We start from the raw sequence: 21822 nt of genomic DNA, 5'->3' as shown, positions 1-21822 counted from the left end.
GGCGATGAGTGACGTGCGATGAGTGACTGGACCGTTTTTGCTCCCCTGGCAGGCTGGGTGACGCCGCTGGCACAGGTGCCCGACGCGGTTTTTGCCGAGAAGATGCTGGGCGACGGCGTGGCGATCGATCCGATCAACGATGCCCTGTGCGCGCCATGCGACGCGACCGTGTTGACGGTGCATGAGGCCGGTCACGCCGTGACCCTGCGAAGCGCCGACGGCTATGAACTGATCTGCCATATCGGCATCGACACCGTTTCGCTGGGCGGCCGGGGCCTCACTCCGCAGGTTCAGGCCGGGGCGAAGGTCGCGGCGGGCCAGCCGCTGATCCGCTTCGACCTCGACTATCTGGTCCAGCATGCGCCAGCGGTCGTGACGCCGGTGATCGTCGCCGATGCCACGCTCTATGCCGTGGAGCCGATCGCGCACGGCATGGTTGCGGTCGGCGATCCGCTGCTTCGTGTCGTTCCGCTGGGCGCACGGGCGGAGGGCGCCGACAAGGGCGGCGAGACGCTGATCCAGGAAACAATGGTGGCGCTGTCGCACGGCCTGCACGCCCGCCCCGCCGCCCGGCTGGTCGAAGCGGTGCGGCGGCATGAGGCGAAGGTCACACTGTTCCATGGCGAACGCAATGCGTCGGCGCTCAGCGCCGTCGGCCTGCTCGGCCTGGGACTGGGGCATGGCGCGACCGTGCGGATCGAGGCGAGCGGGGCTGAGGCCGCTGCCGCGCTGGCCGAAGTCATCGCCTTTCTGAACGACGCGACGCCCGAGGAAACGCCGGTGGAGGCGCCCGGGCCCGCGCGGGCCGAAGGTCCGGGGCTGGGCGGCGTGCCTGCGGCACCCGGCCTGGCGGTCGGGCCGATCCATCGCCTGACCCGCGCGGCGATCCCGGTCGAGACGCTTGCGGGCGCAGCCGAAGACGAACGGTCCAGGCTGAACGATGCGCTGGCGCGGGTCCGCCAGGGGCTGGAACAGGCGGCCGCCGCTGGCGGCGCGCGGGGCGGCGTGATGGCCGCGCACCGTGCGATGCTGGACGACCCGACACTGGCGGATGCGGCGATGGCGAGCATCGGCGAAGGGCGTAGCGCGGGCGTGGCCTGGCAGCAGGCGATCGCCGAGCAGGTGGGGGTGCTGCTGTCGAGCGGCGACCGCCGTATCGCCGAGCGTGCCGACGATCTGCGCGATCTCGAACGCCATGTGCTCGCCGCGCTGGCGGGCCTGCCGATCGAGGGGGCGACGGTGGCTGCGGGCGCGATCCTGGTCGCTGAAGACCTGCTGCCGAGCCAGGTCGCTGCGCTCGATGCGACCATGGTGGCGGGCATCGCGCTGGTGAAGGGCGGGCCGACCTCGCATGCCGCGATCCTGGCGGCGGGCATGGGGCTGCCCATGGCGGTCGCGTTCGGCGAGGCGCTGGCTGTGCTGGAGGATGGCCGTACGATCGTCCTTGATGCCGATCGCGGGCTGATCGATCCCGAGCCGGATGCCGAGACGCAGGACCAGGTGCGCGACACCATCGCCCGCCGCAAGGCCGAGATGGAGGCCGCGCGTGCCGCCACCGGCCCGTGCCGCACGGCGGACGGCACCCGGATCGAGATGTTCGCCAATCTCGGCTCGGTCGCCGATGCCGAGGCGGCGGTGGCGGAGGGCGCGGAGGGCTGTGGCCTGCTGCGCACCGAATTCCTGTTTCTGGAGCGTGAAACCGCGCCGACCCGCGACGAACAGACCCGCGATTATCAGGCGATCGCCGATGCGCTGGGCGACCGGCCGATGATCGTCCGGCTGCTCGATGTCGGCGGCGACAAGCCCGCGCCCTATATGGACCTGCCGGTCGAGGAAAATCCGGCGCTGGGCCTGCGCGGTATCCGCGTGTCGCTGGCCGATCCGCAGTTGCTGGAGGATCAGGTGGCGGCGATTTTGGCGGTGCGTCAGCCCTGCCGGATCATGGCGCCGATGGTCGCCAGCCTTTCCGAACTGGAGGCGGTGCGCGCAGTCGTCGAGCGGCAGGGTCGCAAGGCCGAGGTCGGCGTGATGATCGAAACCCCGGCGGCCGCGATTTCGGCCGATATCCTTGCGCGCAAGGCCGATTTCTTCTCGATCGGCACGAACGACCTGACCCAATATACGCTGGCCATGGATCGCGGGAATGCGGCGGTGGCGGCGGGGGTCGATGGCCTGCATCCGGCCGTGCTGCGCCTGATCGGCACGGCGTGCGACGGTGCGGCCCGGCATGACACGCCGGTCGGCGTGTGTGGTTCATTGGCCGCGGACCGGCTGGCGGTGCCGATCCTGCTGGGTCTGGGCGTGACGGAGTTGTCCGTGCCGCCGGCGCGGGTCTCGGCGATCAAGGCATTGGTCGGCAAGCTGGATATGGCCCGGTGCCGCGCCGCCGCGATGCGCGCGCTGTCACTCCCCTCGGCGGCGGCGGTCCGCGCGCATATCACCACCATGCTTCAGGAGATCGGCGCATGAGCTCGCCCATGGCCTCGCTACAATCGCTCGGGCGGGCGCTCATGCTGCCCATCGCCGTCCTGCCGGTGGCGGGCCTGCTGCTCCGTCTGGGGCAGCCCGACCTGCTGGGCATCGCCTTCATGGCCAATGCCGGGAATGCGATCTTCGACAATCTGGGACTGTTGTTCGCGGTCGGCGTCGCCACCGCCTTTGCCCGTGACGGCAACGGCGCGGCGGCGTTGGCGGGGATCACCTGTTATCTCGTCACCATCAAGGGCGCCGAGACGCTGGTCGTGCCGCCCGCCGGCACCGCGACGGGGCTGGCCCAGGATATCGCCGCGACCGTCGAGGCCGCGTGGCGGACCAAGTCGGTCCACCGTTTCGACGTGCCGATCGGCATCGTCTCCGGGCTGATCGGCGGCAATTTCTACAACCGTTTTGCCACGATCAAGATGCCGGAATATCTGGCCTTTTTCGGCGGTCGCCGCTTCGTGCCGATCATTTCGGGGATTGCCGGTCTGGCGCTGGCGGGACTGTTGGGCGTGGCGTTCGGGCCGGTCAATGCAGGGATCGATGCGCTGAGCCAGGGTGTCGTCCAGGCGGGCGGCCTGGGCCTGTTCGCCTTCGGCGTGCTGAACCGGCTGCTGATCGTCACCGGCCTTCATCACATCCTGAACACCGTCGCCTATTTCGTGGTCGGCGACTATATGGGCAAGACCGGCGACCTGAACCGCTTCTTCGCGGGCGATCCGACGGCGGGCGCGTTCATGAGCGGCTTCTTCCCGGTCATGATGTTCGGCCTGCCCGCCGCCTGTCTCGCTATGTATCACGAGGCGTTGCCGGAGCGGAAAAAGGCAGTCGGCGGCATGTTGTTCAGCCTGGCGCTGATGTCGTTCCTGACCGGCGTGACGGAGCCGATCGAGTTCAGCTTCATGTTCCTGGCGCCGGTGCTCTATGCCTTCCACGCCATTCTGACCGGCGTTTCGGAGGCGGTGATGAACGCGCTCGGCGTCCGGCTGGGCTATACCTTCTCGGCCGGTCTGTTCGACTATGTGATCAATTTCGGCAAGGCGACGAAGCCGCTGCTGCTGATCCCGGTCGGTGCGGTCTATGCGTTGCTCTATTATGGCGTGTTCCGCTTCGCCATCCGTCGCTGGAACCTTCAGACCCCGGGACGCGAGGCCGAGGTGGTGAGCGAGAGCGAAGAGGCGCAGGCGGATGCCGCACCAGCCGAGGGCGGACGTGGCGCGGCCTTCGTCGCCGCGATGGGCGGCGGCGCGAACCTGACCGAGGTGGCGGCGTGCACCACGCGGCTGCGTCTGCTGGTCGCCGACCCTGCGCAGGTCGATGAGGCTGCGCTCAAGCGGCTCGGCGCACGGGGTATCCTTCGCCCGTCGCCCAAGGGCGTACAGGTCGTGGTGGGGCCGGTCGCGGACACCATCGCGATGGAGATGCGCGGCTCTATCGAGGCCGGGCATGGCGCGGCGCGGCGACCCGTTGCGGCCATCTCGCCGGTTCCCGAGCAGGCGGCCCCCGTGCCCGCAGAGACCATGCCCGCCGCCTATGTGCGGGCGATGGGCGGTGCGGACAATATCCGGTCGGCAAGCCGCCATGCGGGACGCTGGCGGATCGCGCTGGTCGATGCGTCGCTGGTCGAGGCGGGGGTGCCGGAGAACGCCAGGGCGATTGCGCCGGTCGCGGATGGCGTCGTTCACCTGCTCACAAAATAGATTAGTGTAAATCCGATATTAATCATGTTGCCGCTGCCACGCCGCCCGATGTAAACTTCATACATGTGTAATCGCGATCCCGACGGGAAGATCGGTTCGCGTCGGAGATGTTGATTGGTAACGGAAACCGCGGGCGGCGCGGACGATAAGCGGCTTTATCGCGCCCCGGCTCTGGAAAAAGGGCTCGATATCCTGGAACTGCTCGCGGCGGAGGATCAGCCGTTGACGATGAGTGCCATCGTCACGCGGTTGGGCCGCTCGACGGGCGAGTTGTTCCGTATGATCCAGGTTCTGGAGCATCGCGGCTATGTCGCGCAGGGGCTGGACGGCTATGTCATGACCCCGCGCCTGTTCCATCTCGGGCTGAAGCGGCCGCCGGTGCGCAGCCTGATGGAACAGGCCTTGCCCGAGATGCGGGGGCTGGCGGATCGGATCGGCCAGTCCTGCTATCTCGCCATTCCCTCCGGCGCCGCATCGTCGGTCATCGCGCGGATGGAGGCATCCACCGCGATCGGCTTTTCGGTGCGGGTCGGCCACCGCCGGTCGCTGCACGAAACGCCGTCCGGCGTGCTCCTCTATGCCTTTCAGTCGGACGCGACGCGGCGCGATTGGGAGGCGCTGTTCCATCCGCGATTGTCCGCCGCCGATCTGTCCGATCTGGTCGCGCGGGCGCAGGTCGTGCGGGACCAGGGCTTTGTCCGGGCCGACAGCCCGGAACTGGTCGGCATGGTCGAACTCGCCGCGCCGATCATGCGCTGCGGCCGGGCCTGCGCGGTCCTGACCGTGCCGTTCGTCCACCTGACCGATGCGCCGGTGAACGAGGCCGAGGCGCTGGCGCAGCTCTGCATGACCGCCGAATATATATCCTCTCAGTTGATCGGTGACGACACCCGTCTCTGATAGCGGCTTGTCGAACCCCCTTATGCGACGATAGAGCCTCGGTGCGATTGAACAAATCGGATGGGCGGGGCTTTACCGTCCCGTTCGTCGCGAAGGGCCGCCGCGATACCCCGTGGGTTCGCGGAACGACGGCCGCGATGCCCTTTTGGGCAGGGGGATTGGGGTGCTGTTGAAATACTACAAGGGTTCGCTGCTCTTTACCGCCATATGCCTGGCCCTGGCCGCCTGGCTGGGGTTCGCGTTGACGGGCACGGTCCCGGGCACGTTCGGCATCCTGTGGATCGTACTGGTGCTGGGCGTGCTGGAGGTGTCGCTGTCGTTCGACAATGCAGTGGTCAATGCGACCGTGCTGCGCGACATGGACGACACGTGGCGTCACCGCTTCCTGACCTGGGGCATCGTGATCGCGGTGTTCGGGATGCGGATCGTCTTTCCGCTCGCCATCGTCGCCATCGCGGCGCATCTGGGCCCGATCGAGGCGGTCAAGCTCGCGGCGGCCGATCCGGTCCGTTATGAACGGATCATCACATCCGCCCATGTCGGCATTTCCGGTTTCGGTGGCAGCTTCCTGGCGATGGTCGGGCTGAACTTCTTCCTGGACGAGGCCAAGGAGGAGCATTGGTTGCCCTTCATCGAGCGTCCGCTGGCCGCGCTGCGCCGGATTTCGGGGCTGGCCACCGGCATCGTGCTGCTGGCGCTTTACGGCATCGCGCAGTTCATTCCGGCCGCAGAGGCGATGACCTTCATCACCGCGGGGATTTTCGGGCTGCTCACCTATATCGCGGTGCATGCGATCGGCGTTCTGCTGGAGGGGGATGGCGATGCCGTGACCGGCGCGGCCGCCCGATCGGGCTTTGCCGCCTTCCTCTATCTGGAGGTGCTCGACGCCAGCTTCTCGTTCGACGGGGTGATCGGGGCGTTCGCGCTGTCGAACAACCTGTTCATCATCGCGCTGGGCCTGGGCATCGGGGCGATGTTCGTCCGGTCGATGACGATCATGCTGGTCGACCATGGTACGCTGACCCAGTATCGCTATCTGGAGCATGGCGCCTTCTATGCCATCATCGCGCTGGCCGCGATCATGCTGCTGTCGGTCCGCTTCCACATTCCAGAGACGATCACCGGCCTGATCGGTGCGACCCTGATCGGCCTGTCCTTCTGGGCGTCGGTGCGCAGCAACCGCAAGCATCCCGAGCAGGCGATCGGGCAGGCGGATCCGGTCCATCCCTCCGGCAAGCCGATCGGCGACTGATCGGTGTCGCCGCCGGTCGCGGGAACTGTTTGCGACCGCCGATGATTTCCCCCGATACGAATCTGACGAGGGGATAACGGCATGACGGTGTCAGCAATCAGTGCCCCGCGCAATCAGCCCGCTGTTCTGGACCGGGCGCTGCTCACCGGACTGTTCCTGAAGGAACGCGGGCGCGAGGCGATGACGCCGGAGGATGTCGCCATCCTGGAAAAAGCGGTGGATGATGTCCGCAAGGTTCCCGCCCGCCACATCGTCATCCGCCAGAACGAACGGGTACGCTATAGCAGTCTTTTGCTGGAGGGGGTGATGTGCCGGTACATGGACGACCGGCATGGCAACCGCCAGATCGTCGCCTTTCACGTGCCCGGCGATTTCGTCGACCTTCATGGCTTCGCGATGCGCTATCTCGATCATGAGGTGGCGACGCTGACCCCGGCCCGGTTGGCGCTTGTCGGCCATGATCAACTGGGAGAGATCGTCGCGCATCGCCCGCGCCTGACCCGGCTATTATGGTTTTCGACGCTGCTCGACGCGGCGATGCACCGCGAATGGGTGTTCCGGCTGGGGCGGCTGGAGGCGGATGGCCGCGTCGCCCATCTGTTCTGCGAACTGCATGCGCGGCTGGCGATGGTCGACCTGGTGCGCGACGGCACCTTCCGCTTTCCGGTAACCCAGATCGATCTTGCGGAGGCGACGGGGATCACGCCGGTTCATCTCAACCGCGTGTTGCGGTCGTTGCGCGAACGGGGATTGATGACCTTTCGCAGCGGCACGGTGCATATTCCCGACGCGAAAGCGCTGGCCGGCCTGTGCGATTTCGATCCGGCTTATCTCTATGGCGGTGGCCCTGCGCTGGACGATGCGGCGTCGTGACTGCGCCGGATCCAGGCCAGGGCGTCCGTGATGACGCCGGACGGGCGACGGCGGAAGAAGGAGTTGTGATGCTCGACGGCCCCGACGGTGTCGCGGTGACGATGACGCCCGCCTGTGCACACGCGACCGGCAAGGCGCTGATCGTCGCGGCGAGGCTGGCCGAGGAGCAGCGGGGATCGCCCGGCGGATGAAAGGCTGACGGTCACGCGGACTTTACCCGCCAGATCCGTGGCTTATGATGATGACGTACGTTTCATGAACGGGAGTCTTCCTTGCGTCATCTGTCCCTTGCCGCTGCCTTGGCGGTTCTTATGACATCGACCGCCGTCGCCAGCCCGCCACAGGGGGCGCAGGCTCCGGCCACCAATCCGTTGCTCGCGCCCTGGACCGGCCCCTATGGTGGGGTGCCCCCCTGGGACAAGGTGAAGCCCGAACTCTTCCCCGCCGCGTTCGAGGCGGCGCTGGCCGAACGCAAGCGGGATTATGACCGGATCGCCGACAACCCGGCCAAGCCGACCTTCGCCAACACCTTCGTACCGATGCAGAATGCCGGGCAGACGCTGAACCGCGTGATGACGCTGTTCGGGGTGATGACCGGCAATATGAATACGCCTGCCTATCAGGCGCTGGACCGCGAATGGTCGCCCAAGCTGGCCAAGGCGTCGGACGAGATCACCTTCAACCCCAAGCTGTTCGCGCGGATCGAGGCGGTCTACAAGGCGCGGGACACCAGTGGCCTCGACGCCCAGCAGAAGCGGCTGGTGACGCGGACCTATGACAGCTTCGTGCGGCAGGGTGCCAGGCTGACCCCGGCGCAAAAGGCCGAACTGTCCGCCTTCAATCAGAATCTGGCGGTCAACTTCAGCGAGTTCTCGCAGCGGTTGCTGGCAGATGAGGGCACCGCGATCATCGTCACCGACGAGGCAAGGCTGGCGGGATTGCCCGACAGCGTGAAGGCGGTCGCCAAGGCGGCGGCGGCCGAGCGCGGTCAGCAGGGCTGGGCGATCGTCAACACCCGCTCGGCGGTCGATCCGGTGCTGACCTTCGCGACCGACCGGGCCTTGCGCGAGCAGGTGTGGCGTGCCTTCGTCAAGCGCGGCGATAATGGCGATGTCAACGATACCAAGGCGACGATCGCCCGCATCGTCCGCCTTCGTGCCAACCGCGCGCATCTGTTGGGCTTCAAGACCCATGCCGACTGGCGGATGCAGGACACCATGGCCAAGACCCCGGCCGCCGCGATGGACCTGATGATGCGCGTCTGGCCCGCCGCCAAGGCGCGCGTCGCCGAAGAGGTCCGCGACATGCAGGCGATCGCCGACGCCTCTGCTGCCAAGGGGGAAGGGGCGAAGATCACCATCGAGCCCTGGGACTATCGCTTCTATCAGGAAAAGGTCCGCAAGAGCCGCTACGATCTCGATCAGGCGGAACTGAAGCCCTATTTCGAGCTGAACAACATCATCCAGGGTTCGCTCTATGCCGCGAACCGTCTCTATGGGCTGGAGTTCAAGGAGATCACCGGCACTGTGCCCGTGTTCGAGCCAAACATGCGCGTCTGGCATGTGACGCGGAATGGCAAGGAAGTCGGCCTGTTCTACCGCGACGATTTCGCGCGCACGGGCAAGCGTTCGGGGGCCTGGGCCAACACCTATCGCGGCCAGCGCAACCTGCCGCCGGTGCAGAATGTCCTGTCGTCCAACAACAACAACTTCGCCAAGGGCGCGAAGGGCGAGCCGGTGCTGATCAGCCTGGACGATGCCGAGACGCTGTTCCACGAATTCGGCCATGCGATCCACGCGATGCTCCAGAACGTCACCTATCCGGGGCTGGCGGGGACGCCGCGCGACTTCGTGGAATATCCCAGCCAGGTGAACGAGCACTGGCTGCTGACCCGCGACGTGCTGGACAAATATGCCCGCCACTACAAGACCGGCCAGCCCATGCCGCAGGCGCTGCTCGACAAGATCAAGGCGTCGGAAACCTTCAACCAGGGCTTTGCGACGACCGAATATCTGTCCTCGGCGATTCTGGATATGAAGCTGCACACCATCCCCGACGGGATTGTCGATCCGGCGGCGTTCGAGGCGGCGACGCTGAAGGAGATCGGGATGCCGAAGGAACTGGTGATGCGGCACCGCCTGCCGCAGTTCAACCACCTCTTCTCGTCCGACAGCTATTCGGCCGGCTATTACAGCTATCTCTGGTCGGAGACGATGGACGCCGACACCTTTGCCGCGTTCGAGGAAGCGGGCAGCCCGTGGGACAAGGCGACGGCCGATCGCTTCGCGCGCATCCTGTTGTCGACGGGGAATGAGACGGACCGCGCCGAGGCCTATCGCGCGTTCCGGGGTCGCGACCCGGACGTGAATGCCTTGCTCAAGCAGCGCGGCTTCCCGACGAAGTAACAGGCCAATTCCTCCCCATCGCACGATGGGGGGGAAGCGGAGTTTACAGCGCCTTCAACCGGATCGCCTGGCCACCACCGGCGGCCAGCGACAGCGTCAGCGTGTCGCCCTTCTTCACCCGCCGGGTTTCGAAAGCGATCGAATGGCGTGCGTCGGTGGCATAGGTCGCGCCGGGACCGTCCTTGTAGACCTGCGCCTCATAGGTCTTCCCCGGATCGAGAAAGTCGAGCGTCACGGTCAGGTCGCGCGGATTCTCGTCGGTGATCGACCCGATATACCAGTCGCGGCTCTTACGGTCCCGCCGTGCGAAGGTGACGTAATCGCCGACCTCGCCGTTCAGCACGCGGCTATCCTCCCAGTCCACCGGCACGTCGGCGATGAAACGGAAGGCCTGCGGATATTTTGCGTAATTTTCCGGCGTGTCGGCCGCCATCTGCACCGGCGAGTAGAGCACCACATACAAAGCGAGCTGCTTGGCGATGGTCGACTGGATCGGGCTGTCGTCGCTGCCGGTCAGGCTGAGCACGCCCGGCGTGAAGTCCATCGGGCCTTCCAGCATCCGGGTGAAGGCCAGGTTCGCCTCATGCTCGGGCGGGTTCTTGCCCGCCCAGGCGTTATACTCCATCCCGCGCGAGCCCTCGCGCGCCAGCCAGTTGGGATAGGTGCGGCGCAGACCCGTGTCCTTGACCGGCTCGTGGCTGTCGATCGCAACCTTGTACTTCGCGGCGGCCTCCAGCACGCGGAGATGGTGGTTCACCATCCACTGGCCCTCATGCCACTCGCGGGCAACCGAGCCATCGGGGTTCACCCGCTCGATCTGCCCGGCATCGGCGACATAGCCGGTCTTGACGACATGTTCGCCATGATCGGCGGCGAACTTGAACGCCGGGTCGAACTGGCTCTCATAATGGCTGACCGCGCCGCCCGTTTCGTGATGGCCGATCAATGAGACACCCTTTGATTTGGCATATTTCGCCAGATAATCCGCGTCGAAATCCTCCGCCGGGGTCGCGAACTGCATCGCCGAGCCATTGCCCGCCCAGTCGCCGTCCCAGCCGATATTCCATCCCTCGACCAGCACGCCGGGGATGCCATACTTCGCGGCGAAGTCGATATAGGTCTTCACATTGGCGGTGGTGGCACCATGGCGGGGCCCGCGCGCCCAGCTCCATTCGCCCTTGATCATCTTCCACCAGACGCCGACGAACTTGCCCGGCTTCACCCAGGCGACGTCACCCAGCTTGTTGGGCTCGTTCAGGTTGAGCATCAGATGGCTCATATAGAGCCCGCCCGCATCGGGGGCGATCAGGAAGGTCCGCCACGGCGTCGTCCACGCGCCCGTCTTCACCACCTTGGGCGCGCCCGAACCGGGGGTAAGGACCGCCTTGAACCCGTTCCCCTCGGTCTTCATCACCGCCATGCTGGCATAGTCGACCAGTGCTGCCTCATGGATGGCGATATGGGTGCCGTCGTCCAGCTTCATGGTGATCGGCGTCGCCGCCGTGCCGACCGCGGTGATCGGCGTGCGATTATAGAGATATTCCTCGCGGTTCCACAGAAAGGCGGGCTTCCACCAGGCCGTGCCGGGTTGCGCGATGTTGAACTCGGTCAGTTCCTCGGCGATGTTGGCGTGGGGAAGCGCCTGCTGTTCGGGGAATTCGTAGCGGAAGCCGACGCCGTCGTCCTGCACGCGGAACACCACGTCATAGCGGCGGTGGAGCGCGCTCGACTCGATCAGGCGTACGCGCATCTCGCGGTGATGGTCGCGGATGGTGCGCCATTCGCCCCAGGGCTGGGTCCAGCTCGTGTCGGACTGGGCGTGGGCGACCGACTCGATCTTCATGCCCCGTTCGATCTTGGGGGCGTCGGTGAACATCATGCCCAGATGCGAGGGGGCGACGATCGCCTTGCCGCCCCGTGCAATCATATAGACCGCGCGACCGTCATTGTCGGTCGAGACCTGGACCGTGATCGTGCCGTCGGGCGAGGTTTCGACCGCGTCGGGCTGGCCAGCAGGCTTGGCGAATTTGAACGTCTCGTTGACCGCCGGGTCGGCGGGGCCGTTCTGCGCCGAGGCGGTCCCGGCGAGGCCGCCGATCAGCCCGAGCGCAAGGAGGGTCTTCATGCAGTCATCTCCCGAATCGCCGCTCCGAACGCACCAAGGCGTTCTTCGGTGGCGCTATTGATCTGGACCAGCATTCGCCCGCCGCGCGGCAGGGTGGGGGGAAGCTGGACGGGCGTGTCGCCCATGTTGAACAGGCATAGCAGATGCTGGTCGCCCGCGCGCCGCTCGAATGCGAGCAATTGTTCGTCGGCATGCACCAGTGTCAGGTCGCCCACCGCCAGCGCAGGTGTCTCCGCGCGCAGTCGTACCAGCCGCCGTGTGAGGTTCAACAGCGAGGCGGGATCGTTTTCCTGCCGATCGACTGCCATGGCGGGGTGATCGGGCCCGACCGGCAACCATGGTTCCACCTCCGAGAAACCTCCATGCGGCGCATCGCTGCGCCACGGCATCGGGGTGCGAACACCGTCGCGCGACAGGGTGAGGGGCCAGTTGGCGATCGCCTCTGGATCGACCAGCCGGTCGAAGGGGACATCGACCTGCGTCAGCCCCAGTTCCTCGCCCTGGTAGAGAAAGACATTGCCGCGCAGGGACACGAGCAGCAGCATCTTCATTCGGGCGAAGGCTTCGCGATGCTCCGGCGTCGTCCAGCGGGATAGGGCGCGCGGCGCATCATGGTTCTCGAAGGCCCAGCTCGGCCAGCCGACATCCGGCTCGGCGGGCCATTTCGCCAGCGCCTCGGCGACGAGGTGCGGGGTCAGCCGATCGGTATAGAGGAAGTCGAAACCATAGGCGGTGTTCAGCCGGTGATCCCCGGCGGTGAACAGCTTCATTTCCCGATCCGCTTCGTCGCCGCCGACCTCGGCCACGGTGAAGCGGTCGCCATAGCTGTCCAGCGTGGCGCGGATCCGCTCCAGGAAGGGCACGATGTCGGCATGGCTCTGATTGTAGAGCTTGAGCTGGAAGTCGAAGGGCCGGGTCCGCGTCCTGCCCGTATCCGGCGCGGGCGGGTTATCGCGAAGGGTCGGCTCGTGCATCATGAAGTTGATCGCGTCGAGCCGGAAACCGTCCACGCCCCGGTCCAGCCAGAAACGCGCGGTCGCCAGCAATTCGGCCTGCACCTCGGGATGGTGGACGTGAAGCTGGGGCTGCTCCTTCAGGAAATTGTGGAGATAATATTGCCTGCGCCGCGCGTCCCAGGTCCAGGCGGGGCCGCCGAACACCGATTGCCAGTTGGACGGGGGCGAGCCATCCGGCTTGGGATCGGCCCAGACATACCAGTCGGCGCGCGGGTTGGTGCGGCTGGAACGGCTTTCGGTGAACCAGGGATGTTCGTCGGAGGTGTGACTGTACACCTGGTCGATGACGACCTTCAGCCCCAGTTCGTGCGCGCGGGCGACCAGCGCGTCGAAATCCGTGAGCGTGCCGAAGATCGGATCGACATCGCGGTAATCGGCGACGTCATAGCCGAAATCCTTCATCGGCGAGGTGAAGAAGGGCGACAGCCAGATCGCGTCCACCCCCAGGCTGGCGACATGATCCAGCCTTGCGGTGATGCCGGGCAAGTCCCCGATGCCGTCGCCATTGCTGTCGGCGAAGCTGCGGGGATAGATTTGATAGATCACGGCGCCCTTCCACCAGGGGCGCGGAGCAGCAGGGTAGGTTTCGGTCATCATCGGCTCTCCGCCGCGCAGACGGCATGGCCGAAGGCGGGCAAGTCAAAACATCGGGCTGCCCGGTGCAGCGGCGACGGGAGTGCAGGCCTCCGCCATCATGGTATAATGTTGCGATGCCGTTTCAACCTGCGTCACCAGTCGCAGCGGCCTTGCCAAGGTGTTGAAGGCGGTCGGGCGCGTCGCATGGGACCGAGAATCGATCCTCCTTCCCGGCGCTGAAGGACCTACGAACGCGGCAGGGTGATCGTCGCGGCCAGCCCGCCCTCGCGCCGGTTGGTCAGGTGGATATCCCCGCCCGCCTCGCGCACGATCGTTCGGGCGAGTGCGAGGCCCAGCCCGATCCCGCCGGTGTCGCGGTTGCGGGAGCTTTCCAGGCGGGTGAAGGGATCGAACACCGCCTCCAACTGCTCGGGGGCGATACCGGGGCCCTGATCGGCGACGATGATGGCAACGTGATCGGCATGCGGGTCGATGCGGACATCGGCGGCATGGCCATATTTGACCGCATTCTCGATGAGATTGCGCACCGCACGCCGCATCAGCGAGGGGCGCAGCTTCAACCGCAGCCGCCCGCCTTCCTCGAAGGTCACGTCCTGCCCCAGATCGTGGAAGTCGGCGACCACCGCATCGACCAGCGCGTTCAGGTCGACATTGGTCTCCATCTCGCTGGGGCGACCGGCGCGCGCGAGCGAGAGAATGTCCTCCAGCGTCTTGTTCATCTCGGCGATGGTGTCGGCCATGCGCAGCCGGTCCTGGTCGTCCTCGACCGACTCGATCCGTACCCGCAAAGCGGCCAGCGGCGTGCGCAGGTCATGCCCGATCGCGCCGAGCATCCGGTCCTTTTCGTCCAGCATCGCCCCGATCCGCAGCCGCAGCGCGTTGAACGCGGCGATCAGCGCGGAGACGTCGAGGGGCCCCTGTTCGGGGATCGGCTCGCCCCTCTCGCGCGGGTCGAAGCGTTCGGCCGCCTGGGTCAGGTCGCGCAGCGGGCGTGAGATGCGCCGCCCGATCCACAGCACCGGCAACAGGATCACCCCGTACAGGATCAGCGTCTGCGCGATCAGTCGCCAGACCAGCAACATGCCGTCGCTGGGCCAGAAGGAGCGGGTCACCAGCCAGCCGCCGCCCTTGCGCTCGATCGCGATCAGCAACTCCTCCGCCGGTGGTGGGCGACGGTCGTTGCGGCGGCGCGGCCAGCCGAAATCCTCGGGGTTGAACGGGCGCAGTCCGGTCAAGACCCGGCCGACAGGGTGCCCCGCCTCGGCCAGGCCCTCACGGATCAGCCTTTCGACCTCGGGAACGCGTGGAAGGCCGGGGCGGATCGGATTGTCGACCGAAGCGCGCACCCGCCCCCGGTCGTTGGACAGCGCACGGCCATTTGCGGTGCGGTCGATCGCGTCGTTCAGCCGCGCGATGGCGGGGCCGGACGTCTGTTCGAGCAACAGGGTCCGCCGCTCGCGCAGCAACAGGGTGAAGTTGATCACCTGCGCGACGAACAGCGCGATCGCGAGCAGCAGCGCCATCTGCGCCGCCAGCCGCCGGGGCCACAGGCGCAGCCTCATTGGTTCGCGTTCACGGGATCAGGCCCACAGGATCAGCGTCACAGGCGCGTCACCTCGGCGGCCAGCGTATAGCCGCCGCCCCAGACGGTCTTGATGATCTCCGGCGACTTGGGGTCCGCCTCGATCTTGCGGCGCAGGCGACTGACCTGGTTGTCGATGGCGCGGTCGAAGGCGGCGGCCTCGCGCCCCTGGGTCAGGTCGAGCAACTGGTCGCGGGTCAGCACCTGGCGCGGGCGGCTGACCAGGGCGAGCAGGAGATTATACTCCCCGGTCGACAGCATCACCGACACGCCCTCACGGTCCACCAGCGAACGCTCGCCGGATTTCAGCACCCAGCCCGCAAAGGCGTAGGAGCCGCTGTCGGGTGCGTGCAGTCGCGCGCCCCCAGCCTGCGTCCGGCGCAGCACGACCTTGGCCCGCGTCGCCAGTTCGCGCGGCGAGAAGGGCTTCACGACATAATCGTCCGCGCCCATTTCCAACCCGACGATCCGATCGGTCTCCTCGGCGCGGGCGGTCAGCAGGATGACGGGCACCTCGCTGGTCGCCGCGATATGCCGGCACAGCGAAAGCCCGTCCTCGCCCGGCATCATGATGTCGAGAATGACGAGGTCGATCGCATAGGCGGCCAATCGGGTCCGCGCCGAGGCGGCATCACCCGCCTGCGTCACGCGGAAACCCTGTTTGGTCAGATAGACGGCCAGCGGCTCGCGGATCGAACGCTCGTCGTCGACGAGCAGCAGGTGCGGCGTTTCGGACATGGGGGAGGGGTCTAGCATGGCAGGCGAGCCTCGCAAGCGGGACGACCGGTGGGAGAATCGCCGGTGGGGGAATCGATCGCCCCGCTTGACGGCTCAGTCGTCCTGCGGGGCAGGCTGAGCTCCGGGGGGCATGTCGCCATGATGGCGACGCCCGCCGAACCGGGGCGCGGCGGCGCGCTCGGTGGCGTCGATCGTCCCGTCGTGATTGGTGTCGAGACGGTCGAACATGGCGAGTGCGCGGGCGCGGAAGGCTTCGGCAGTGATGGGGCGGGGCGTGGCGCGATCCGGGCGTCCCGCACGATCGGGGTGGCGCTGCTGCCACTGGGCCCGCTGCTGTTCGCGATAGGCGCGCATCTCGTCCGGGGTCACGGTGCCGTCGTGATTGGCGTCCATCGCCGCGAAGCGCCGGTCGGCGGCGGCGATCGCGGCGGCGCGGGTGGTGTTGCCCGACGCGTCGATTGGCAGTCCCATCATGCCGCCGCCCATGTGAGCGGGCGGCGGGGGCGGGGGAGCGCCCGTCTGCGCCTGCGCCGCGGTGGCCGACAGCAGCGTGAAGAGGGAAAGGCCGATCAGGGTCTTTCGCATGGGGTTCGGGTCCTTTGCGACGAAAGGGGCAAATCCCTTCCGGTCGATGGCTCTTTTCGCCCATGGCTGTCGCCCGATCATGTCGGGGGTGGGGTGCAATTGTCGCAAATTGTGTGCGGGCGATGCCCCGTCAGGGGATCAGGCGGTCGTCGAACATGCCGTACAGGATGGTCGATGCGTAGAGCGCGATCGCCTGGGGGCGCTCCATCGTGGCCGCCCATTTGCGCATGTCGAACGCGGCGTTCTGAAGCGCCATCAGGGCCTGGGCGGCGATCAGGGCATCGATCGCGCGCATCGATCCTTCTGCCACGCCGTCCATGATCGTACCGGCATAGCGCCGCGCGATCCGGTTGGACCGCTCCACCATCGCGGCGCGCACATCGCCGGGCAGGCTGGACAAGGCGGTGGTGCGGAGCAGCGGCCCACGCTCGGCGAACTGGATGTCGAGCAGCGTCGCGATCGCGCTAGACAGCCGGTGCCAATGGCTGCCCCCGGCCGCATCGGCCAGTTGCTGCGCGCCGGTGATCGTGTCGAAGCTGCGGCGGTAACAGGCGGTGACCAGATCGTCCTTGGCATCCAGATGGTGGTAGAAGCTGCCCTTGGTAACGTTCAGTTCGGACGCGATCCGCTGCACGCTCGCGCCGCGATAGCCGAGCTGGTTGATCAGCCGCGTCGCCGCCAGCAGGAACGCCTCGCGCCCCGGCTCCGCGCTCGTCGCCCGATGCTGGTCGAGGTCCAGCATCGCGGGCGCCCAGGCCGATCCGTGCGCCGCGATGCCATGGGTCAGCACATCGAGCAGCCGGGCCTCCACCCGGTCATATTGATCGGGTTCATAGCGGTTCAGCCACATCGGCAGCCAGAAGGTATTCTCCAGCAGGACATGCGCCCGCGCACCGTACAGGTCGGTATGCGCGCGCGAGGCGGGCGGCCCCCACAGGCTGCGCGTCGCGCGGAACACCTTCTGCCATCCGGCCATCAGCGTACCCAGGATCGGCTCTTCCATCGCGCGCAGGTCGGACAGGACGGCGAACGGCGTTTCCTCCGCCCGCTCGATCCGGGCCAGCCGGTCCATGTTGAGCGACAGATAGCGCGCGACCCGCGCCTGAGGAGTCGGTTCGCGTGCGGCGACCTCGATCATGTCCAGCAGCCGGTCGAGCGTATTCTCGAACGCCGCCGCCGCCAGATCTTCCTTGCGGCGGAAATAATAGGTGACGCTGGTGGTGTTAAGCCCGACCCGCCGCGCGACATCGGCGAAGGTCATGCCCTTGGCCGACTGCTCGTTGATCGCCTGTGCCGCCGCCGCCAGGATGGCGTCGCGCTTCTGGCGATAGCGTTCGGTATTCTGCCCCTCCGCGACGGGCTGCGCCGTCATGCCGTTACTCTCCGATCGGTCGTGGTCGAGGCCGACATTAGAAGGAAAAGTGTCGCGGGTCATCGCCCTTTTCCACGCAATTCGGCGCGGGCGGGGGGCGAGGCATATTCTTTCCAAAAACCGGTATGGCGAAACGGGGTTTGGGTGCAGCGAAATTCCGTTCTGGCGGCGCAATGAGAGTTAACGAAGGTTGGCCCATTTTGGTGGGGTTAGCCCATGATAAGCGCCGATCCTGCCGCCGCGGGTGATCATTTCTGGCAGAAGAGCGATCCTGCGTTCCGGTCGAACGATTCGGCTCACCTGATTGCGGTCTTTGATAGGGAAGGTCGCATCCTGTGGGCGGAGCGGAACATGCTGCGCGTCTTTGGTTATGAGGCGGCGGCCCCGATCACCGTGTCCGTCCGCCAAGCCCCAGGGTCAGTCGCGCAGCCGGATGAGTCCCTCCTGCGCCACGCTGGCGACCAGTCGCCCGTCGGCGGTGAAGATCCGGCCCCGGTTGAAGCCGCGCGCATGCCCGGCCCAGGGGCTGTCGGTGGTGTAGAGCAGCCATTGATCCGCCCGAAACGGCTCGTGCAGCCACAGCGCATGGTCCAGGCTGGCGGTCTGCATATTGTCGATCAGCCAGTTGACGCCGTGCGGCAGCGTCGAGGTGCCGAGCAACGCGAAATCGCTGGCATAGGCCAGCACGGCGCGGTGCAAGGCGGGATCATCGCCGATCGGTGCGACCAGCCGGAACCAGATCGCCTGTGCCGGTTCGCCCGGCCCGGACGCCATCATCGGGTGCGGGTCGACCGGGCGCAGCTCGATCGGGCGCGGGCGGCTGAGAAAGGCGCGGACCGGCGCAGGTATCTGGTCGCCCAGCGTGGCCAGCAGTTCGCGTTCGTTGGCCAGCGTGTCGGGCGCGGGCACATCGGGCATGGCATCCTGATGATGCAGCCCGTCCTCTGGCGTCTGGAACGAACAGGCGAGGTTGAGGATCGGCTTGCCCTTCTGCATCGCCACGACGCGGCGCGTGGCGAAACTGCGCCCCTCGAAATCGCGCAGGACGCGATAGATGATGGGGAAGCGTTCGTCGCCCGGCCGCATGAAATAGGCGTGGAGCGAATGGGCGACGCGCGGCGCCTCGGTCGAACGCTGCGCCGCCTGGAGTGCCTGGGCGATCACCTGTCCGCCAAAGACCCGCCCCTCGCCGCCGGGGCGACGTGCGCCCCGATAGAGATCGGTGTCGATCTCCTCGACGTCGAGCAGCGCGACCAGCCCGGCGGCCATGGCTTCCGACGATGGGGTTTTGGGGGAGGGGGCTTCGAATGAGCGGGCAGGGGGCATCGGATCGTTCATGCCCTTTTGTGGGTCTGGTTGACGTAAACGTCAATGATTGGGTGCGATGATAGCGGCTATCATGCGGCATAGCGCTTCGCTAAAAATGCCGGACAGACCAGCTTGGGAGATGGTGATGGATGTTTTGACCGAAGATGGTGCCTCGGAGCGCGCGGAACTGCACTTCCTGGCGGCGTTGACCGACGAACTGATGCGCCACCTGATGGAGGCGGGCGTGCTGACCCGCACGCAACTCCAGTCGATCGAAAATGCGGTTGCCGAGCGGACCGGGGGCGTCCCGCGCGCCTGGTAGGCGGGGGCCATCGGCCTGCGACGATCCACGCATCGCCGCCCGGACCGATGCCGGATCGCATCACTTGAAATAAAGTGGCGTACACGGGGGCGTTAGCGCCTTTTCTGATGGTCGAAAGCCGCTAACGTGACCGGATGAGTGACGCGCAAGAGGGTGCCGCCGGGGATGACCGGCTGGTGGGTGATTCGGTCTTCGGGACGCCGGTGGGCATGGGGCCGCGTGATGCGGTGCGCATCGCGATGCGTCGCGACCGGCTGCTCGCCGGGCTCACCCTGACGGCGGGCGCGGGGTTCATACTTGCGCTCCCCTTCGCGCTCAAGGAGGGGGCGGAGTTCTTCCTGCCCCTGACCACCGCCTTGGTCATCGCGATCGCGCTGGTGCCCGTTCTCGAATGGCTGGAGCGGCGGCGGGTGCCGTCGCCGCTGGCCGCGCTGTTCTGCGTCCTGCTGTTCCTCATCGTCGCCAATATCGCATTGGCGGCGATCATCGTGCCGGCGACCGATTTCTTCCGTCTGCTGCCCAGCCGGATCGGACGGATCCAGGACAATCTCGCGCCGCTGCTCGACCTGTATTCCAATCTCGAGCGCTATGTGAACAAGGCGCTGCGCCAGGTCGCCTCCACCCCGATCCGTCAGCCCCAGACCGCCGCCGTGTCGCCGCCCAGTTCGATCCTGGAACTGGCGGCGACCTCCGCGCCCGGCCTGATCGTGCAGTTCCTGTTCGGCGTCCTCGTCGTCTTCTTCGTCCTGTCGGGCTGGACACGGATGCGGCGCGAGACGATTCGCGGGCGCACCAGCTTCGACGGCGCGATGGCGACCGCGCGGGTGATCCAGGAGGTGGTGGACGATGTGTCGGCCTATCTGGGCACGATCACGATCATCAACCTGGCGCTGGGCGGCGCGGTGGCGGGCGCCCTGTCGCTGTTCGGCATGCCCTATCCGCTGATGTGGGGCGGCATCGTCGCGCTGCTGAACTATATTCCCTATTTCGGGCCGGTGATCGGCGCGCTGCTGCTGGCGGTCGGCGGGCTGATGACGTTCAGCGACATCTGGGTCGCGCTGGCCCCGCCCGCCATCATGTACGGAATGCACCTGATCGAGGCGAATCTGATCACCCCGCTGATCGTCGGTCATCGGCTGACCATCAGCCCGGTTCTGATCCTCGTGTCGCTCAGCTTCTGGGGATGGGTGTGGGGGACGCTGGGCGCGCTGCTCGCCGTGCCGTTGCTCATCATCCTCCAGACCGTCCTGAAAGCGGCTGGCAAGCCAGACATTGCGGGCTTCCTGTTCGAGCATGGTACGCTCACCCATCTCGACCGCGAAACCGATCCGGCGGACGTTCCGCAAGAAAGTTGAAATGATCCGTTGACAGGCTCGGGAGGCTCGCCTAGTTGGCGCGCCTCGACGCTTTCAGCGGGTGTAGCTCAGTTGGTTAGAGCGCCGGCCTGTCACGCCGGAGGTCGCGGGTTCGAGCCCCGTCACTCGCGCCATTCCCTCACCGGAATGGTTGAAAATGTCGAAATCCCCGAAAGGGCCGATACCGATATGATCGGGTATCAATGGCTTTCAAGCGGGTGTAGCTCAGTTGGTTAGAGCGCCGGCCTGTCACGCCGGAGGTCGCGGGTTCGAGCCCCGTCACTCGCGCCATCCTTCGGGATGGCGTTTCTGTTTTTAGCGCGAAAATTCCTGGAATTTTATGGCGGGCGACGCCGTATGGCCGCCTAGCGTCGACCACCCTCCATCCAGCGCAACAGTGGTTTCATCGGCGTGATCCACACGATCCCCGCGACGACGTAGAAGCCCAGTTGCAGTACCCAATGCCACTGGCCGACCACCCCCGACAGGCTGGCGACAAGCATCGCCCAGAGAATGATGATCGCCACGATCAACAGCATCCCGGCGGGCTTGCGCCAACTGGGGGTCACGGGACGATCCATTCGGTCTCGGTGGCGATGGCGTGGAGCGGCACGTCCCAACTGTCGGCCGCAAGCGCCTCCACCTCCTGCACGCCCCAGGCGATCCCGACGCGCCAGGCATCGGGATAGGCGGTGAAGGCGCGGTCATAATGGCCCGCCCCCTGGCCCAGCCGGTTGCCATGGCGGTCGAAGCCGACCAGCGGCGTCAGGATGATGTCGGGTACGCAATCGGGGGCATCGGGGGCCGGCTGATGCAGGCCGAAGGCGCCGATGTGCAGATCCTGTCCCTTGTCCCAGCGCAGGAAGCGGATGGGGCTTGCCCGGTCGACGACATGGGGCAGGGCGAGGATTGCCCCCGCATGCAGGGCCGCCTCGACCCATAATGCCGGATCCGCTTCCGCCCCCAGCGGACGATAGGCGGCGATGACCTGTCCGGGCAGCAGGCGGTCGAGAAAGGGGCGTGCCACCGGCAGCAGGCCGGGGCCGTGCGCGTCGCGGATCGCTCGCATCCGGGTGCGGAGGGCGCGCTTGTCGGTCATGTCAGGGAAGGGCGGGTGGCGGGACCGCCATGGCCGTTTGCCGTAATATCCACTGACGCCCAATACGTCAGGTGGGGACCATGTGCTTCGGACCAGGATCCGGGCAGGGACAGCC

The 21822-nt window shown here is 66.6% G+C and carries 18 protein-coding genes and 2 tRNA genes; 11 read left to right on the top strand and 9 right to left on the bottom strand.

The features are described from left to right. Window positions 1–18: 18 nt before the first annotated feature. From ptsP to ABDV78_RS09460, 7 genes are all read left to right on the top strand, one after another. On the top strand, window positions 19–2469 hold the full coding sequence (ptsP, locus tag ABDV78_RS09490; RefSeq protein WP_343527148.1) for a phosphoenolpyruvate--protein phosphotransferase: 2451 nt from the start codon (window positions 19–21) through the stop codon (window positions 2467–2469). Continuing rightward, window positions 2466–4178, top strand: coding sequence for an N-acetylglucosamine-specific PTS transporter subunit IIBC (gene nagE, locus ABDV78_RS09485; RefSeq protein WP_343527147.1), 1713 nt, complete (start codon window positions 2466–2468; stop codon window positions 4176–4178). The genes ptsP and nagE overlap by 4 nt, the downstream gene beginning before the upstream one ends. Before the next feature lie 114 nt (window positions 4179–4292). Then, a complete protein-coding gene (locus ABDV78_RS09480; protein WP_343527146.1) occupies window positions 4293–5078 on the top strand; it encodes a helix-turn-helix domain-containing protein in 786 nt (261 codons plus the stop codon). Between the two features lie 166 nt (window positions 5079–5244). After that, complete coding sequence (locus ABDV78_RS09475; protein ID WP_343527190.1) at window positions 5245–6330, top strand: DUF475 domain-containing protein; 1086 nt, start codon at window positions 5245–5247, stop codon at window positions 6328–6330. A gap of 81 nt (window positions 6331–6411) precedes the next feature. After that, complete coding sequence (locus ABDV78_RS09470; protein WP_343527145.1) at window positions 6412–7203, top strand: Crp/Fnr family transcriptional regulator; 792 nt, start codon at window positions 6412–6414, stop codon at window positions 7201–7203. A 68-nt stretch (window positions 7204–7271) separates the two neighbouring features. Beyond that, entirely contained in the window at window positions 7272–7394 is a 123-nt protein-coding gene (locus tag ABDV78_RS09465; RefSeq protein ID WP_343527144.1) for a hypothetical protein, read from the top strand. A gap of 120 nt (window positions 7395–7514) precedes the next feature. Then, window positions 7515–9608 (top strand): M3 family metallopeptidase, encoded by a 2094-nt coding sequence (locus tag ABDV78_RS09460; protein ID WP_343527143.1) that lies wholly within the window; start codon window positions 7515–7517, stop codon window positions 9606–9608. A 43-nt stretch (window positions 9609–9651) separates the two neighbouring features. Here ABDV78_RS09460 and ABDV78_RS09455 read toward each other — a convergent pair whose 3' ends face one another. The 7 genes from ABDV78_RS09455 to ABDV78_RS09425 all read right to left on the bottom strand — a co-directional run bounded on the left by ABDV78_RS09455 (window position 9652) and on the right by ABDV78_RS09425 (window position 18892). Beyond that, a complete protein-coding gene (locus tag ABDV78_RS09455; RefSeq protein ID WP_343527142.1) occupies window positions 9652–11733 on the bottom strand; it encodes a glycoside hydrolase family 97 protein in 2082 nt (693 codons plus the stop codon). Continuing rightward, window positions 11730–13343 (bottom strand): alpha-glucosidase, encoded by a 1614-nt coding sequence (locus tag ABDV78_RS09450; protein WP_343527188.1) that lies wholly within the window; start codon window positions 13341–13343, stop codon window positions 11730–11732. The genes ABDV78_RS09455 and ABDV78_RS09450 overlap by 4 nt, the downstream gene beginning before the upstream one ends. A gap of 227 nt (window positions 13344–13570) precedes the next feature. Next, complete coding sequence (locus tag ABDV78_RS09445) at window positions 13571–14908, bottom strand: ATP-binding protein (protein WP_343527141.1); 1338 nt, start codon at window positions 14906–14908, stop codon at window positions 13571–13573. Window positions 14909–14946: 38 nt separating this feature from the next. Then, window positions 14947–15666 carry a response regulator gene (locus ABDV78_RS09440; RefSeq protein WP_343527140.1) on the bottom strand — a complete coding sequence of 240 codons (720 nt, stop codon included), beginning with the start codon at window positions 15664–15666 and terminating at the stop codon, window positions 14947–14949. A 93-nt stretch (window positions 15667–15759) separates the two neighbouring features. Beyond that, window positions 15760–16251, bottom strand: coding sequence for a hypothetical protein (locus ABDV78_RS09435; RefSeq protein ID WP_343527139.1), 492 nt, complete (start codon window positions 16249–16251; stop codon window positions 15760–15762). Window positions 16252–16381: 130 nt separating this feature from the next. Then, entirely contained in the window at window positions 16382–17623 is a 1242-nt protein-coding gene (locus tag ABDV78_RS09430; protein ID WP_343527187.1) for a TetR/AcrR family transcriptional regulator, read from the bottom strand. Window positions 17624–18040: 417 nt separating this feature from the next. Then, complete coding sequence (locus tag ABDV78_RS09425; protein WP_343527138.1) at window positions 18041–18892, bottom strand: acyl-CoA thioesterase II; 852 nt, start codon at window positions 18890–18892, stop codon at window positions 18041–18043. A gap of 184 nt (window positions 18893–19076) precedes the next feature. On the opposite strand from ABDV78_RS09425, the gene ABDV78_RS09420 reads away from it, so the two are divergent. From ABDV78_RS09420 to ABDV78_RS09405, 4 genes are all read left to right on the top strand, one after another. Further along, complete coding sequence (locus tag ABDV78_RS09420; RefSeq protein ID WP_343527137.1) at window positions 19077–19253, top strand: hypothetical protein; 177 nt, start codon at window positions 19077–19079, stop codon at window positions 19251–19253. A 209-nt stretch (window positions 19254–19462) separates the two neighbouring features. Then, window positions 19463–20608 (top strand): AI-2E family transporter, encoded by a 1146-nt coding sequence (locus ABDV78_RS09415; RefSeq protein ID WP_343527186.1) that lies wholly within the window; start codon window positions 19463–19465, stop codon window positions 20606–20608. 57 nt (window positions 20609–20665) lie between these two features. After that, window positions 20666–20742, top strand: a tRNA-Asp gene (locus tag ABDV78_RS09410). Between the two features lie 80 nt (window positions 20743–20822). Further along, window positions 20823–20899, top strand: a tRNA-Asp gene (locus ABDV78_RS09405). 74 nt (window positions 20900–20973) lie between these two features. Here ABDV78_RS09405 and ABDV78_RS09400 read toward each other — a convergent pair. Together ABDV78_RS09400 and ABDV78_RS09395 are read right to left on the bottom strand one after the other, a co-directional pair. Next, window positions 20974–21189 (bottom strand): DUF2842 domain-containing protein, encoded by a 216-nt coding sequence (locus ABDV78_RS09400; RefSeq protein WP_343527136.1) that lies wholly within the window; start codon window positions 21187–21189, stop codon window positions 20974–20976. Further along, window positions 21174–21707, bottom strand: a complete 534-nt coding sequence (locus tag ABDV78_RS09395) for a 5-formyltetrahydrofolate cyclo-ligase (protein ID WP_343527135.1) — start codon at window positions 21705–21707, stop codon at window positions 21174–21176. The genes ABDV78_RS09400 and ABDV78_RS09395 overlap by 16 nt, the downstream gene beginning before the upstream one ends. Window positions 21708–21822 lie beyond the last annotated feature (115 nt).

The organism is Sphingomonas sp. (genome assembly GCF_039594485.1).
GTDB lineage: Bacteria > Pseudomonadota > Alphaproteobacteria > Sphingomonadales > Sphingomonadaceae > Sphingomonas.
The sequence above is the reverse complement of the archived record's forward strand: the minus strand, read 5'-3'. Positions and strand labels throughout refer to the sequence as shown.

Excerpts from the sequence above, each read along its gene's own strand:
- ptsP (WP_343527148.1), top strand. The coding sequence starts at position 19 with ATGAGTGACTGGACCGTTTTTGCTCCCCTGGCAGGCTGGGTGACGCCG.
- nagE (WP_343527147.1), top strand. The coding sequence starts at position 2,466 with ATGAGCTCGCCCATGGCCTCGCTACAATCGCTCGGGCGGGCGCTCATG.
- ABDV78_RS09470 (WP_343527145.1), top strand. The coding sequence starts at position 6,412 with ATGACGGTGTCAGCAATCAGTGCCCCGCGCAATCAGCCCGCTGTTCTG.
- ABDV78_RS09465 (WP_343527144.1), top strand. The coding sequence starts at position 7,272 with ATGCTCGACGGCCCCGACGGTGTCGCGGTGACGATGACGCCCGCCTGT.
- ABDV78_RS09460 (WP_343527143.1), top strand. The coding sequence starts at position 7,515 with ATGACATCGACCGCCGTCGCCAGCCCGCCACAGGGGGCGCAGGCTCCG.
- ABDV78_RS09455 (WP_343527142.1), bottom strand. The coding sequence starts at position 11,733 with ATGAAGACCCTCCTTGCGCTCGGGCTGATCGGCGGCCTCGCCGGGACC.
- ABDV78_RS09450 (WP_343527188.1), bottom strand. The coding sequence starts at position 13,343 with ATGACCGAAACCTACCCTGCTGCTCCGCGCCCCTGGTGGAAGGGCGCC.
- ABDV78_RS09445 (WP_343527141.1), bottom strand. The coding sequence starts at position 14,908 with ATGAGGCTGCGCCTGTGGCCCCGGCGGCTGGCGGCGCAGATGGCGCTG.
- ABDV78_RS09440 (WP_343527140.1), bottom strand. The coding sequence starts at position 15,666 with ATGTCCGAAACGCCGCACCTGCTGCTCGTCGACGACGAGCGTTCGATC.
- ABDV78_RS09435 (WP_343527139.1), bottom strand. The coding sequence starts at position 16,251 with ATGCGAAAGACCCTGATCGGCCTTTCCCTCTTCACGCTGCTGTCGGCC.
- ABDV78_RS09430 (WP_343527187.1), bottom strand. The coding sequence starts at position 17,623 with ATGACGGCGCAGCCCGTCGCGGAGGGGCAGAATACCGAACGCTATCGC.
- ABDV78_RS09425 (WP_343527138.1), bottom strand. The coding sequence starts at position 18,892 with ATGGCCGCCGGGCTGGTCGCGCTGCTCGACGTCGAGGAGATCGACACC.
- ABDV78_RS09420 (WP_343527137.1), top strand. The coding sequence starts at position 19,077 with ATGGATGTTTTGACCGAAGATGGTGCCTCGGAGCGCGCGGAACTGCAC.
- ABDV78_RS09415 (WP_343527186.1), top strand. The coding sequence starts at position 19,463 with ATGGGGCCGCGTGATGCGGTGCGCATCGCGATGCGTCGCGACCGGCTG.
- ABDV78_RS09400 (WP_343527136.1), bottom strand. The coding sequence starts at position 21,189 with ATGGATCGTCCCGTGACCCCCAGTTGGCGCAAGCCCGCCGGGATGCTG.
- ABDV78_RS09395 (WP_343527135.1), bottom strand. The coding sequence starts at position 21,707 with ATGACCGACAAGCGCGCCCTCCGCACCCGGATGCGAGCGATCCGCGAC.